This window comes from Chitinimonas koreensis (genome assembly GCF_014353015.1).
GTDB classification, from domain to species: Bacteria; Pseudomonadota; Gammaproteobacteria; order Burkholderiales; family Chitinimonadaceae; genus Chitinimonas; species Chitinimonas koreensis.
The window spans coordinates 3,260,507-3,275,075 of the sequence record NZ_CP060704.1 but is presented as its reverse complement, the minus strand read 5'-3'; the positions used below and the strand labels follow the sequence as shown (position 1 = coordinate 3,275,075).

At 66.6% G+C, this 14,569-nt stretch carries 12 protein-coding genes; all 12 read left to right on the top strand.

What is annotated here, in order from left to right:
* Positions 1 to 78 precede the first annotated feature (78 nt).
* The 12 genes from sdhC (at position 79) to H9L41_RS25770 (ending at position 14,534) form a co-directional block, all read left to right on the top strand.
* Positions 79 to 453 carry a succinate dehydrogenase, cytochrome b556 subunit gene (gene sdhC / locus H9L41_RS13850; protein WP_028446816.1) on the top strand — a complete coding sequence of 125 codons (375 nt, stop codon included), beginning with the start codon at positions 79 to 81 and terminating at the stop codon, positions 451 to 453.
* Entirely contained in the window at positions 447 to 794 is a 348-nt protein-coding gene (sdhD, locus tag H9L41_RS13845) for a succinate dehydrogenase, hydrophobic membrane anchor protein (RefSeq protein WP_028446817.1), read from the top strand. The genes sdhC and sdhD overlap by 7 nt, the downstream gene beginning before the upstream one ends.
* The gene (sdhA, locus tag H9L41_RS13840; RefSeq protein WP_028446818.1) at positions 794 to 2,569 is read left to right on the top strand and encodes a succinate dehydrogenase flavoprotein subunit; all 1,776 of its coding nucleotides are present in this window, start codon (positions 794 to 796) and stop codon (positions 2,567 to 2,569) included. Before sdhD ends, sdhA begins: the two co-directional genes overlap by 1 nt.
* Positions 2,570 to 2,590: 21 nt before the next feature.
* Positions 2,591 to 3,295, top strand: a complete 705-nt coding sequence (locus H9L41_RS13835; protein ID WP_308417327.1) for a succinate dehydrogenase iron-sulfur subunit — start codon at positions 2,591 to 2,593, stop codon at positions 3,293 to 3,295.
* A gap of 13 nt (positions 3,296 to 3,308) precedes the next feature.
* Positions 3,309 to 3,569 (top strand): FAD assembly factor SdhE, encoded by a 261-nt coding sequence (locus H9L41_RS13830; protein ID WP_028446820.1) that lies wholly within the window; start codon positions 3,309 to 3,311, stop codon positions 3,567 to 3,569.
* A 90-nt stretch (positions 3,570 to 3,659) separates the two neighbouring features.
* Positions 3,660 to 4,943 carry a citrate synthase gene (gene gltA / locus H9L41_RS13825; protein WP_028446821.1) on the top strand — a complete coding sequence of 428 codons (1,284 nt, stop codon included), beginning with the start codon at positions 3,660 to 3,662 and terminating at the stop codon, positions 4,941 to 4,943.
* A 123-nt stretch (positions 4,944 to 5,066) separates the two neighbouring features.
* The gene (locus H9L41_RS13820; protein ID WP_028446822.1) at positions 5,067 to 7,889 is read left to right on the top strand and encodes a 2-oxoglutarate dehydrogenase E1 component; all 2,823 of its coding nucleotides are present in this window, start codon (positions 5,067 to 5,069) and stop codon (positions 7,887 to 7,889) included.
* Between the two features lie 72 nt (positions 7,890 to 7,961).
* On the top strand, positions 7,962 to 9,221 hold the full coding sequence (odhB, locus tag H9L41_RS13815; RefSeq protein ID WP_028446823.1) for a 2-oxoglutarate dehydrogenase complex dihydrolipoyllysine-residue succinyltransferase: 1,260 nt from the start codon (positions 7,962 to 7,964) through the stop codon (positions 9,219 to 9,221).
* Positions 9,222 to 9,344: 123 nt separating this feature from the next.
* Positions 9,345 to 10,781 carry a dihydrolipoyl dehydrogenase gene (gene lpdA / locus H9L41_RS13810; RefSeq protein ID WP_028446824.1) on the top strand — a complete coding sequence of 479 codons (1,437 nt, stop codon included), beginning with the start codon at positions 9,345 to 9,347 and terminating at the stop codon, positions 10,779 to 10,781.
* Positions 10,782 to 10,998: 217 nt separating this feature from the next.
* On the top strand, positions 10,999 to 12,168 hold the full coding sequence (gene sucC, locus H9L41_RS13805) for an ADP-forming succinate--CoA ligase subunit beta (RefSeq protein ID WP_028446825.1): 1,170 nt from the start codon (positions 10,999 to 11,001) through the stop codon (positions 12,166 to 12,168).
* Positions 12,169 to 12,320: 152 nt separating this feature from the next.
* Entirely contained in the window at positions 12,321 to 13,208 is an 888-nt protein-coding gene (gene sucD / locus H9L41_RS13800; protein ID WP_028446826.1) for a succinate--CoA ligase subunit alpha, read from the top strand.
* Between the two features lie 180 nt (positions 13,209 to 13,388).
* The gene (locus H9L41_RS25770; protein WP_084300432.1) at positions 13,389 to 14,534 is read left to right on the top strand and encodes an alpha/beta fold hydrolase; all 1,146 of its coding nucleotides are present in this window, start codon (positions 13,389 to 13,391) and stop codon (positions 14,532 to 14,534) included.
* Positions 14,535 to 14,569: the final 35 nt, after the last annotated feature.

Genomic DNA, 14,569 nt, shown 5'->3' with positions numbered 1-14,569 from the left:
TCGGGTCGAATCAGCGGCCCGGTCGGCAGTGCGCAGTGCCGGCTTCGCCGGGTTTGATACAAAAAAAGGAAACGCGTCATGGAGAAAACACGGCCCAAACACCTGGATCTCCCCAAGATCAGGTTGCCATTACCGGGCATCGTCTCGATTCTGCACCGCGTCAGCGGTGCGCTCATGTTCATCGCCATCCCCGTCGTGTTCTGGCTCCTGGCCGGTTCGCTGTCGAGCCAGGCGCAATTCGACGCCTTCCGCGGCTTCATCGGCTTCCCGCTGGTCAAGCTGGCCCTGCTGGCCCTCTTGTGGGCCTACCTGCACCACGCCTGCGCCGGCGTCCGCTTCCTGTTCCTCGACGTGCACAAGGGCATCGATCTCCCCACCGCGCGTAATACCGCCAAGGCTGTGATGGTCGTCAGCCTGCTGCTCACGGCCACCATCGGAGGTGCCCTGTGGTAAATCGTCACGTCATCGGCGCGCATTACGGTCTGCGCGACTGGCTGCTGCAACGCATCACCGCCGTGGTGATGCTGGTCTACACCGTGGGCCTCGTCGCCCTCCTGTTCCTGGCTGCCCACGCCAATTTCGAGGGCTGGAAGGAACTGTTCGCCTGCACCTGGGTGCGCGTCTTCACCACCGTCACCGTGATCGCGCTGCTGCTGCATGCCTGGGTCGGCGTGCGCGACATCTGGATGGACTACGTCAAGCCCTTGGGGCTGCGCCTCGCGCTCCATGTCGCCACCATCCTGTGGCTCGTCGGCAGCTTTGTTTACGCGGTTAAAGTGGTGTGGGGTGTGTAATGGCGAATCTTCCCAAGCGAACGTTTGATGCGGTGGTGGTCGGTGCCGGCGGTGCCGGTCTGCGCGCCGCGCTGCAGTTGTCCGAGGCCGGCCTGAAGACGGCCGTGCTGTCCAAGGTGTTCCCGACCCGCTCGCATACCGTGGCGGCCCAGGGCGGCGTGTCGGCCTCGCTCGGCAATTCCGAGCCCGACCACTGGCACTGGCACATGTACGACACGGTCAAGGGCTCGGACTGGCTCGGCGACCAGGATGCGATCGAATTCATGTGCCGCGCCGCGCCGCAGGCGGTGATCGAGCTCGAGCACTTCGGCATGCCGTTCGACCGCAACGACGACGGCACCATCTACCAGCGCCCGTTCGGCGGCCACATGTCCAACTTCGGCGAGAAGCCGGTGCGCCGAGCCTGCGCCGCCGCCGACCGGACCGGCCACGCCATGCTGCACGCGCTGTACCAGCGCAACGTGCGCGCCAACACCCAGTTCTTCGTCGAGTGGATGGCGCTGGACATGATCCGCGACGCCGACGGCAAGGTGCTGGGCGTGATCGCCATGGAAATGGAAACCGCCGAGATCGTGGTGTTCCAGGCCAAGGCCACGCTGTTCGCCACCGGCGGCGCCGGCCGCATCTTCGCCTCGTCGACCAATGCCTTCATCAATACCGGCGACGGCCTGGGCATGGCCGCCCGTGCCGGCATCCCGCTCGAAGACATGGAGTTCTGGCAGTTCCACCCGACCGGCGTGGCCGGCGCCGGCGTGCTGATCACCGAAGGCGTGCGCGGCGAGGGCGGCATCCTGCGCAACTCGAACGGCGAGCGCTTCATGGAGCGCTACGCGCCGGTGGCCAAGGACCTGGCCTCGCGCGACGTGGTGTCGCGCGCGATGGTGACCGAGATCAACGAAGGCCGCGGCTGCGGCGTCGCCAAGGACCACGTGCTGCTGGACATCACCCACCTCGACCCTGAAGTCATCAAGCACCGCCTGCCCGGCATCCGCGAGATCTCGATCAAGTTCGCCGGCGTCGACCCGATCAAGGCGCCGATCCCGGTGGTGCCGACCTGCCACTACCAGATGGGCGGCATCCCGACCAACTACCGCGGCGAAGTGATCGTCGGCGACCAGGTGGTGCCGGGCTTCTACGCCGCCGGCGAAGTGGCCTGCGCCTCGGTGCACGGCGCCAACCGCCTCGGCACCAATTCGCTGCTCGACCTGCTGGTGTTCGGCAAGAGCGCCGGCGATTCGCTGATCGACTACGTCAAGACCCAGGTCAAGGCGCTGCCCGAGATCCCGCAGGGCGAGATCGACCGCACGCTGGCCCGCGTCGACCGGCTCAACAACCAGACCGGCGGCGTCGAGGTCAACGAGGCGCGTACCGCCATGCAGCGCACCATGCAGGCGCACTGCGGCGTGTTCCGCTTCAAGGACAAGCTCAAGGAAGGCGTGCAGAAGATTCTGGAAGTCGAGCAGATGGTCAAGAAGACCCAGATCGGCGACAAGTCCAAGGTCTTCAACACCGCCCGCATCGAGGCGCTCGAGCTCGACAACCTGATCGAAGTGGCCAAGGCCACCATGATCTCGGCCGAGGCGCGCACCGAATCGCGCGGCGCCCACGTCCGCGACGACGCGCCCGATACGCCGGAGCGTCCGAACGGCCGCGACGACGCCAACTGGCTCAAGCACACGCTGTGGCAGCGCGAGGGCAACACACTCGAATACAAGCCGGTGAACCTGACCCCGCTGACCGTCGAAACCATCGCCCTCAAGGCGCGTTCTTACTAAAAGGGGTCGAGCGAAATGACCATGCAAACCGTCAAATTCAGCATCTACCGCTACGATCCGGACAAGGACGCCAAGCCCTACATGCAGGACATCAGCGTCGAGGTCGACGCCACCGAGCGCAAGCTGCTCGATGCCCTGGTCAAGCTCAAGGTGAAGGACGACACGCTGTCGTTCCGCCGCTCCTGCCGCGAAGGCGTGTGCGGCTCGGACGCGATGAACATCAACGGCAAGAACGGCCTCGCTTGCGTGACCGACATCGACACGCTCAAGCAGCCGATCGAGCTGCGCCCGCTGCCGGGCCTGCCGGTGGTGCGCGACCTGATCGTCGACATGGCGCAGTTCTTCAAGCAGTACCACTCGATCAAGCCCTACGTGATCAACGACACGCCGCCGCCCGAGAAGGAGCGGCTGCAGAGCCCCGAGGACCGCTCGGAGCTCGACGGCCTGTACGAGTGCATCCTGTGCGCCTGCTGCTCGACCTCCTGCCCGTCGTTCTGGTGGAACCCGGACAAGTTCGTCGGTCCGGCCGGCCTGCTGGCCGCCTACCGCTTCATCGCCGACACGCGCGATACCGCCATCAACGAGCGGCTGGACAACCTGGAAGACCCGTACCGCCTGTTCCGCTGCCACACCATCATGAACTGCGTCGACGTCTGCCCCAAGGAGCTCAATCCGACCAAGGCGATCGGCAAGATCAAGGAACTGATGGTCAAGCGGATCGCCTGAGTTGGCAGACGCAATGCATACCCAAGCGGACAAGAATCGACTCCGCTGGCGTTCGCGGCGCGGGCTCCTTGAGCTCGACCTGGTGTTCCAGCCTTTCCTGGAACACGAGTTCGACTCGCTGAGCCCCGCCGAACTGGACGCCTACCAGGACTTGCTGATGCTGCCGGACAACGATCTGTTGGACCTGGTGGACGGCAAAACCGAAACCGATGACGTGCGCCTGAACCCCCTGGTCGCGCGGTTGCGGCGCTGGCAAGTACGAGACAACGAATAAATAACAAGATGCGGTTAGTTCGAGGGCCACGACAGGCGTGCTGACGCCTTGCGCAGGTTCACCCGAAATTCAATCTGGAGCATTTTTCACATGTCCAAAGTCACGCTCTCCTACAACGACGGCCAGAACAGCATCGATCTGCCGGTCCTCTCCGGCACGCTGGGCCCGGACGTCGTCGATATCCGCGCCTTCGGCAAGACCGGCATGTTCACTCATGATCCGGGCTTCCTCTCGACTTCCAGCTGCGAATCCAAGATCACCTTCATCGACGGCGACCTGGGCCAGCTCTACTACCGCGGCTATCCGATCGAGCAACTGGCGGAGAACAGCGACTACCTCGAAGTCTGCTACCTGCTGCTGAACGGCGAGCTGCCGACCGCCGAGCAGAAGAAGCACTTCGACTACACCGTCATGCGCCACAACATGCTGCATGACCAGATCCACAACTTCTTCCGCGGCTTCCGCCGCGACGCCCACCCGATGGCCGTGATGGTCGGCGTGGTCGGCGCGCTGTCGGCCTTCTACCACGACTCGCTCGACATCAACGATCCGCGCCACCGCGAAGTGGCGGCCTTCCGCCTGATCGCCAAGGTGCCGACGATCGCCGCCCAGGCCTACCGCTACAACAAGGGCCTGCCGCTGTCCTACCCGAAGGCCGGCCTGACCTACGCCGAGAACTTCCTGCACATGATGTTCTCGACCCCGGTCGAGGAATACAAGGTGAACCCGGTCACCGCGCGCGCGCTCGACCGCATCTTCACGCTGCACGCCGACCACGAGCAGAACGCCTCGACCTCGACGGTGCGCCTGTCGGGCTCGTCGGGCGCCAACCCGTTCGCCTGCATCGCCGCCGGCATCGCCTGCCTGTGGGGCCCGTCGCACGGCGGCGCCAACGAGGCCGTGCTGAAGATGCTGGACGAGATCGGCGACGTGTCGAAGGTGCCCGAGTTCATGCAGGGCGTGAAGGACAAGCGCTACAAGCTGATGGGCTTCGGCCACCGCGTGTACAAGAACATGGACCCGCGCGCCGCCATCATGAAGCGCACCTGCGACGAAGTCCTGAACGAGCTCGGCCTGCACAACGATCCCAAGCTCAAGCTCGCCATGGAGCTGGAGAAGATCGCGCTGGAAGACCCGTACTTCATCGAACGCAAGCTGTACCCGAACGTCGACTTCTACTCGGGCATCGTGCTGTCGGCGATCGGCATCCCGGTGTCGATGTTCACCCCGATCTTCGCGCTGGCCCGCACCGTCGGCTGGATCTCGCACTGGAACGAGATGATCGCCGATCCGTCGATGAAGATCGGCCGTCCGCGCCAGCTGTACACCGGTTCGCCGCGCCGCGACTACGTGCCGGTCGACCAGCGCAAGTAATCGCCCTGCGGCGCGCCCGGTTCCGGCCGGGCGCGCCTTTGCGCATCCGCATTCCCGTTCCAACCTGACCGTCGAAATCGTCTCGCCCAAGCGAAAAGCAAAAACGCCAAAGGCCAACCCATCATGATGCAAGCATTCCAGGCTCAATCTCACCTGTTCGGCGGAAACGCGCCGTTCATCGAGGAGCTGTACGAGCAATACCTCGCCGATCCGCAATCCGTGGCGCAGGAGTGGCGCGACTATTTCGACAAGCTGCAGCAACTGCCCGGCAACAGCGACCGCGACATCCCGCGCGCCGCCATCGAGCAATCGTTCGTCGAGCTCGCCAAGCAGCCGCGCGCCGGCGGCATCAGCGCCGCGGCGCAGACCGAGACGGTGAAGAAGCAGGTCGCCGTGCTCAAGCTGATCTCGGCCTACCGCGTGCTCGGCTCGCGCTATGCCACGCTCGATCCGCTCAAGCGGCTCGACGCCCAGGCCATGCCCGAGCTCGACCCGGCCAGCCACGGCCTGACCGACGCCGACATGGCGCTGACCTTCGACTGCGGCAGCCTGGTCGGCCCCGAGCGCGATTCGCTGGCCAACATCCTGGCCCGGCTCAAGCAGACCTACTGCGGCAGCATCGGCCTCGAGTACATGCACATCACCAACTCGGCGCAGAAGCACTGGATCCAGAAGCGCTTCGAGGACGCGCGCTCGACGCCGAGCTTCGGCCGCGACAAGAAGCTGCGCATCCTCAAGCAGATCACCGCCGCCGAGACGCTCGAGCGCTACCTGCACACCAAGTACGTCGGCCAGAAGCGCTTCTCGCTCGAAGGCGGCGAGAGCCTGATCGCGGCGATGGACCACCTGGTGCAGGGCGCCGGCGAGACCGGCGTGCAGGAGATGGTGATCGGCATGGCCCACCGCGGCCGCCTCAACGTGCTGGTCAATACGCTCGGCAAGCAGCCGCGCGACCTGTTCTCCGAATTCGAAGGCAAGTACAGCTACGACCTGCCGTCGGGCGACGTGAAGTACCACATGGGCTTCAGCTCCGACATCCCGACCCCGGGCGGCGCGATCCACGTCTCGCTGGCGTTCAATCCGTCCCACCTCGAGATCGTCAACCCGGTGGTGGTCGGCTCGGCCCGCGCGCGCCAGCAGCGCCGCGGCGACCGTACCGGCGACCAGGTGATGCCGGTGCTCTTGCACGGCGACTCGGCCTTCATCGGCCTCGGGACCAACCAGGGCACCTTCAACCTGTCGCAGACCCGTGGCTACGGCGTCGGCGGCACCATGCACATCGTCATCAACAACCAGATCGGCTTCACCACCAGCGACACGCGCGACACGCGTTCCTCGCTGTACTGCACCGACATCGCCAAGATGATCGAGGCGCCGATCTTCCACGTGAACAGCGACGATCCGGAAGCGGTCTGCTTCGTGGTGCAGGCCGCGCTCGACTACCGCCGCGAGTTCCGCCGCGACGTGGTGATCGACCTGGTCTGCTTCCGCAAGCTTGGTCACAACGAGGGCGACGACCCGATGCTGACCCAGCCGATGATGTACAAGAAGATCGCCAAGCACCCCGGCACCCGCAAGCTGTACGCCGACCGCCTGGTCACCGAGGGCCTCTTGAGCGCCGAGGCCGCCGACGCGCTGATCAAGGAATACCGCGCCGCGCTGGACAAGGGCGAGCACGTCGAGCAGACCACGCTGACCGACTTCAAGCGCAGCTTCGCCATCGACTTCGGCGCCTACAAGGGCACCCACTGGGCGCACCCGACCGACACCACGCTGTCGGCCGCCGAGATCGGCCGGCTGACCGAGAAGGTCACCCGCGTGCCGGACGGTTTCAAGCTGCATCCGACCGTCGAGAAGGTGCTGGCCGCCCGCCGCGACATGGGCGCCGGCAAGCAGAACGTCGACTGGGGCATGGCCGAGACGCTGGCCTACGGTTCGCTGCTGGAGAAGGGCTACGGCGTCCGCATCTCGGGCGAGGACTCGGGCCGCGGCACCTTCAGCCACCGCCACGCGGTGCTGCACGACCAGAACCGCGAGAAGTGGGATGCCGGCGCCTGCGTGCCGCTGCGCAACCTCAGCGACAACCAGGGCCACTTCCTGGTGATCGACTCGATCCTCAACGAGGAAGCGGTGCTGGCCTTCGAATACGGCTACAGCTCCTCGGCGCCCGACGAGCTGACCATCTGGGAAGCCCAGTTCGGCGACTTCGCCAACGGCGCGCAGGTGGTGATCGACCAGTTCATCACCTCGGGCGAGACCAAGTGGGGCCGTTTCTGCGGCCTGACCATGCTGCTGCCGCACGGCTACGACGGCCAGGGCCCGGAGCACAGCTCGGCGCGCCTGGAGCGCTACCTGCAGATGTGCGCCGAGCACAACGTGCAGATCGTGATGCCGTCCGAAGCCGCCCAGATGTTCCACGTGCTGCGCCGCCAGCAGCTGCGGCCGTACCGCAAGCCGCTGATCATCTTCATGTCCAAGCGCCTGCTGCGCTACAAGGACTCGATGAGCAACCTCGACGCCTTCACCCAGGGCGGCTTCCGCCCGGTGATCGGCGACCCGGACCAGCCGGACGCCAAGAAGGTCAAGCGCGTGCTGGTCTGCGCCGGCCAGGTGTTCTACGACCTCTACAACGCCCGCAAGGAGCGCGAGGCCCGCGACATCGCCATCGTCCGCGTCGAGCAGCTCTATCCCTTCCCGACCGACGAGCTCAAGGCCGAGCTCGGCAAGTACGCGGCGGCCAAGGAGATCACCTGGGTGCAGGAAGAGCCGCGCAACCAGGGCGCCTGGCACCAGATCCGCCATCGCCTCGAGGCCTGCATGTCGCCCAAGCAGACGCTGGCCTACGCGGGCCGGCCGTCGTCGGCCTCGCCGGCGGTCGGCTACATGAGCAAGCACACCGCCCAGCTCAAGGCCTTCCTCGACGAAGCGATGACGCTGACCAAGTAAACCCGGAACCGACGGCCGCCTTCGCGCGGCCTTTCGCCTTATCCCCACTGCCCAACGCATGGAGCCGACAACATGCTGATCGAAGTCAAAGTCCCCCAACTGCCCGAGTCCGTCTCGGAAGCCACCCTGGTGAGCTGGAAGAAGAAGGTCGGCGAATACGTCGAGCGCGACGAGAACCTGATCGACCTGGAAACCGACAAGGTGGTGCTCGAGCTGCCCGCGCCGCAGGCCGGCGTGATCGTCAACCTGGTCAAGGGCGACGGCAGCACCGTGGTCAGCAATGAAGTGATCGCCACCATCGACACCGAGGCGAAGGCCGGCGCCGGTGCCGCCGCGGCGCCGGCCGCCGCGCCGATCGCGCAGGAACCGAGCCGCGTGGCCGCCGCCGCCGCGGCCGCCGGCGTGCCCGAGAACGCCATCGGCTTCGGCACCGCCGTGATGCCGGCCGCCAAGAAGGCCGCCGCCGACCTCGGCGTCGACACCGACAAGGTGCAAGGCACCGGCCGCGACGGCCGCGTGCTCAAGGAAGACGTGGTGGCGGCCGCCGCCAAGCCGGCCGCCGCACCCGCGCCGGCCCCGGCTCCCGCGCCGAAGGCTGCGCCGGCCCCGGCCGTGACGGTCGCCGGCGGCGACCGCGCCGAGCAGCGCGTGCCGATGTCGCGCCTGCGCCAGCGCGTGGCCGAGCGCCTGGTCGAATCGCAATCGACCGCCGCCATCCTCACCACCTTCAACGAAGTGAACATGAAGCCGGTGATGGACCTGCGCAACCGCTACAAGGACCGCTTCGAGAAGGAACACGGCATCAAGCTGGGCTTCATGGGCTTCTTCGTGAAGGCCGTGGTGCATGCGCTGCGCAAGTTCCCGATCGTCAACGCCTCGGTCGACGGCAACGACATCGTCTACCACGGCTACTACGACATCGGCGTGGCGGTGGGCAGCCCGCGCGGCCTGGTGGTGCCGGTGATCCGCAATGCCGACCAGCTGAGCCTGGCCCAGATCGAGAAGCAGATCGCCGACTTCGGCAAGCGCGCCCAGGAAGGCAAGCTGACCATCGAAGAGCTGAGCGGCGGCACCTACACCATCTCCAACGGCGGCACCTTCGGCTCGATGATGTCGACCCCGATCATCAACCCGCCGCAGTCGGCCATCCTCGGCATGCACGCCACCAAGGACCGCGCCGTGGTCGAGAACGGCGAAGTGGTGGTGCGTCCGATGATGTACCTGGCGCAGTCCTACGACCACCGCATCATCGACGGCCGCGAAGCGGTGCTGAGCCTGGTCGCGATCAAGGAAGCGATCGAGGATCCGGCGCGGTTGCTGCTGGATCTGTAAGGCGTGAGGGGTGAGGAGTGAGGTGTTGTCCGCTCTTCGCCCCGACCCTTCGAGCCATGACCAGACCGGTGCGAGCGAGCACACCTCGCACCTAACGCCTCACCCCTCACAAGGTTTTCGCCCATGTCCCAACAATTCGACGTCGTCGTGATCGGCGGCGGCCCCGGTGGCTACGTCGCGGCGATCCGCGCCGCCCAGCTCGGCTTCAAGACCGCCTGCATCGACGCCACCTCCAACGCCGAAGGCAAGCAGAGCCTCGGCGGCACCTGCCTTAACGTCGGCTGCATCCCGTCCAAGGCGCTGCTGCAGTCGTCCGAGAACTTCCACCACGCCGCCCACAGCTTCGCCGACCACGGCATCAGCACCGGCACGGTCAAGATCGACGTGGCGCAGATGCTCAAGCGCAAGGAAGAGATCATCGCCAAGAACACCGGCGGCATCGCCTTCCTGTTCCGCAAGAACAAGGTGACCCCGTTCCACGGCACCGGCAGCTTCAAGGCCAGGAACGGCGACAAGTGGCTGCTCGAGGCCAAGCTGGCCGACGGCAAGGTCGAGGAGATCGAGGCGACCCATGTGATCGTGGCGACCGGCTCGAGCGTGCGCCAGCTGCCCGGCGTGACCATCGACAACAAGCTGGTGCTCGACAACGAAGGCGCGCTGGCCATCCCGGCCGTGCCCAAGCGCCTCGGCGTGATCGGCGCCGGCGTGATCGGCCTGGAAATGGGTTCGGTGTGGAAGCGCCTCGGCAGCGAAGTGACCGTGCTCGAGGCGATGCCGACCTTCCTCGGCGCCGCCGACGACCAGGTCGCCCGCGAAGCGCTCAAGTTCCTGACCAAGGAAACCGGCCTCGTCATCAGCACCGGTGTGAAGATCGGCGAGATCAAGGCCGGCAAGAAGGACGTGACCGTCAACTACGTCGACGCCGCCGGCGCCGAACAGAAGATGGTGTTCGACAAGCTGATCGTCTCGATCGGCCGCGTGCCCAACACCGCCGGCCTCAATGCCGACGCGGTCGGCCTCAAGCTGACCGAGCGCGGCCAGGTCGAGGTCGACGACGACTGCCGCACCAGCCTGCCCAACGTCTGGGCCATCGGCGACGTGGTGCGCGGCCCGATGCTGGCGCACAAGGCCAGCGAAGAAGGCGTGGCGGTGGCCGAGCGCATCGCCGGCCAGCATCCGCACATCGACTTCGGCGTGATCCCGTGGGTGATCTACACCAGCCCCGAGATCGCCTGGGTCGGCAAGACCGAGCAGCAGCTCAAGGCCGAGGGCGTCGAATACAAGAAGGGCCAGTTCCTGTTCTCGGCCAACGGCCGCGCGCTGGCGCTCGGCGAGGCCAAGGGCTTCGTCAAGATGCTGGCCGACAAGAAGACCGACCGCATCCTCGGCGTCCACATCGTCGGCCCGTTCGCCTCCGAGCTGATCGCCGAAGCGGTGGTCGCGATGGAATTCTCGGCCAGCTCCGAAGACATCGCCCGCATCGTCCACGCCCACCCGTCGCTCAGCGAGGCGCTGCACGAAGCGGCGCTGGGCTGCGATGGCCGGACGCTGCATAGCTAAGGATTGAGAAGGGGGAAGGGAGAAGAGGGAAGGGTTCGCTTCCCGGCGCTCCGTTCTCCGGACTCGCATTTGAGAGAAGGGGAGGGGAGAAGGCATCAGGAAGACGCTGGCGGCAGGAGCGAGGGTTTTACCCTTCCCCCTTCCCTCTTCTCCCTTCCCGCGCTTTCCTCCCTTCGCCCTTCCCTAACAGCAACTTCTCTCAAAAGGGAAACACGCAATGAACCTCCACGAATACCAAGCCAAAGACCTGCTGGCCAAATACGGCCTGCCGGTGCAGAAGGGCATCCTGGCCACCACGCCAGAAGAGACCGCCAACGCCTTCCGCTCGATGGGCGGCAAGTTCGCCGTGGTGAAGGCCCAGGTGCATGCCGGCGGCCGCGGCAAGGCCGGCGGCGTGAAGGTGGTGAAGAGCGCCGACGAGGCCGCCGAGGTGGCCAAGTCGCTGCTCGGCAAGCGCCTGGTGACCTACCAGACCGACGCCAAGGGCCAACCGGTCAACAGCCTCCTGGTCTGCGAAGACATGTACCCGGTGCAGCGCGAGCTGTACCTGGGCGCCGTGGTCGACCGCTCGACCCGCTCGATCGTGTTCATGGCCTCGACCGAAGGCGGCGTGGAGATCGAAGAAGTCGCCCACAACACGCCCGAGAAGATCATCAAGACCGTGGTCGACCCGCTGGTCGGCCTGCAGCCCTACCAGGCCCGCGAAGTCGGCTTCGCGCTGGGCCTGGACGACGCGCAGATCAAGCAGTTCGTCGGCCTGATGCTCGGCGCCTACAAGGCCTTCGTCGAGAACGACTTCGCGCTGTTCGAGATCAACCCGCTGGCCATCCGCGGCGACGGCACGCTGGCCTGCGTCGACGCCAAGATCGGCATCGACAGCAACGCCGCCTTCCGCCTGCCGCAGATCGTCGCGCTGCGCGACAAGTCGCAGGAGAACGAGCGCGAGCTGAAGGCTTCCGAATTCGACCTCAACTACGTCGCGCTCGAAGGCAACATCGGCTGCATGGTGAACGGCGCCGGCCTGGCGATGGCCACCATGGACATCATCAAGCTCAAGGGCGGCCAGCCGGCCAACTTCCTGGACGTCGGCGGCGGCGCCACCAAGGAGCGCGTGATCGAGGCCTTCAAGCTGATCCTGGCCGACGAATCGGTGCAGGGCGTGCTGATCAACATCTTCGGCGGCATCGTGCGCTGCGACATGATCGCCGAGGCCATCATCGCCGCGGTGAAGGAAGTCAACGTGACCGTGCCGGTGGTGGTCCGCCTCGAGGGCAACAACGCCGAACTCGGCGCCAAGATCCTCGACGAATCGGGCCTCAAGCTGACTTCGGCCCAGGGCCTGAACGACGCAGCCGAGAAGATCGTTGCCGCCGTTGGCGGCAAGTGAGGAGTGAGGCGTCAGGCGTGAGGGGTTGAACCCCTCGGCCTGAACCGGACTTTTCGCAATCGTGTACCGCGTGAGCTGTGGCGGCAGATGAAGGAGACGCCGAGACGCGTCGCCTCGCCCCTCACACCTCACCCCTCACAAAGGATTTAGAAATGAGCGTTCTCGTCAACAAAGACACCAAAGTCCTGGTGCAAGGCTTCACCGGCAAGAATGGCACCTTCCACGCCGAGCAGGCGCTGAAGGTCGGCACCAAGGTGGTCGGCGGCGTCACCCCGGGCAAGGGCGGCAGCAGCCACCTGGGCCTGCCGGTGTTCAACACCATGCGCGACGCCGTGCGCGAGACCCAGGCCGACGCCTCGGTGATCTACGTGCCGGCCCCGTTCGCCAAGGATTCGATCCTCGAAGCGATCGACGCCGGCGTGAAGCTGGTGGTCTGCATCACCGAAGGCGTGCCGACCATCGACATGCTGTACGTGAAGAAGGCCGTCGACGAAGCCGGCATCCGCCTGATCGGCCCGAACTGCCCCGGCGTGATCACCCCGGGCGAGTGCAAGATCGGCATCATGCCCTGGCACATCCACAACCCCGGCCGCATCGGCATCGTGTCGCGCTCCGGCACGCTGACCTACGAAGCCGTGGCGCAGACCACCGCGCTGGGCCTGGGCCAGTCGACCTGCATCGGCATCGGCGGCGACCCGATCCCCGGCACCAGCCACATCGATTCGCTGAAGCTGTTCCAGGACGATCCGGACACCGACGCGATCATCATGATCGGCGAGATCGGCGGCTCGGCCGAGGAAGAGGCGGCCGAGTTCGCCCAGTCCTACGTGACCAAGCCGGTGGTCGGCTACATCGCCGGCGTGACCGCGCCCAAGGGCAAGCGCATGGGCCATGCGGGCGCCATCATCTCGGGCGGCAAGGGCACGGCGGAAGAGAAGTTCGCCGCCTTCGAGAAGGCCGGCATCGCCTACACCCGTAGCCCGGCCGAGATCGGCAAGACCATGTTCGAACTGCTGAAGAGCAAGGGCATGATCAAGTAAGCCGTTTCGCACTCGCGACCGACGACGACGCCACCCACCGGGTGGCGTCGTCGTTTCCGCGCGCCGCGGATCGCCGCTCGCCGGCCCGGTGGAACGGAGCGGGCTCCGCTCCGGTCACGTCCTCATCGGCATGATTTCGGCGTTGATCGGGCGTGCCGCCATCCAACCGGGAAGTGCCGCATGTTCAAGTTTCCGCCCAAGCGCAGGTGCAATGTCCTCGACGAACGGATCGAATACATCCTGGCCGGGGAGGGGAACGCCACGGTGGTGCTGATCAACGGTTCCGGCGGACCCATCGAGGGCTGGCACAGGGTGTTCGAACCGCTGACCGGCTTCGCCACCGTATTCGCCTACAATCGGCCCGGCCTGGGCGGCAGCGGCCCGCCGGCGGCGCCCCAGACCGGCGCGCGCATGGTGGCCGTGCTGCGGGCGGCGCTGGCCGAGGTCGAGCTGGCGCCGCCCTATGTGCTGGTCGGCCATTCGCTGGGCGGGCTCATCGCCAACCTGTTCGCTCGGCAGCACCCGCAGGAGGTGGCGGCGGTGGTCCTGCTGGAGGCGACGGCGCCGGAAGACATCGCGACGCTGTCGCAGCACGAGGGCGCGCTGCATCGCCACCTCGGCAGCCTGCTGCGCTGGATCTCGCCGCCCCATGTCCACGCCGAGACCGAGCATCTGCCGGCCACCGTCGCCGAGCTGGAGGCGGCGCCGGGCTTTCCCGCCATTCCGCTGCGGGTCGTCACCGGCGGCCGGCCAGTCATGGCCTGGGCGACCCCGCCGGCGGCGCTGGCGGCGCGCCGCGTGCACCAGCAGGCGCTGGCCGGGCTGTCGCCGCTGGGCACCCAGCTGATCGCATCGCGCAGCGGCCACTTTCCGCAGTTCAGCGAGCCGCAGCTGGTGGTCTCGGTGATCGAGGCGCTGGCCGGCCTGCCGCCCGAGCCCGCCGAGGGCCGATCGAATTCGACCGAAGGAGCCGATATGCAAGTCCGCCGGATCGTCGCCAACATCGCCACGGCCGAACCCGCACGGGCCGAGGCGTTCTACCGGGACCTGCTCGGGCTCGAGCTGCTGATGGATCACGGCTGGATCCGCACCTATGGCTCGGAACAGCCGATGGGCGTGCAGCTGAGCATCGCCGCCGAGGGCGGCTCGGGGACCGCGGTGCCCGACCTGTCGATCGAGGTCGACGACCTGGACGTGGCGCTGGCGCGCATGCTGGCGGCGGGCATCGCGATCGAATACGGCCCGGCCATCGAGCCCTGGGGCGTACGCCGCTTCTACGTGCGCGATCCGTTCGGCCGGCTGCTCAACATCCTGCAGCACCTGTGAGCGGGCCTGCCCTGCGCGGGCACGGCTTCGGCCGC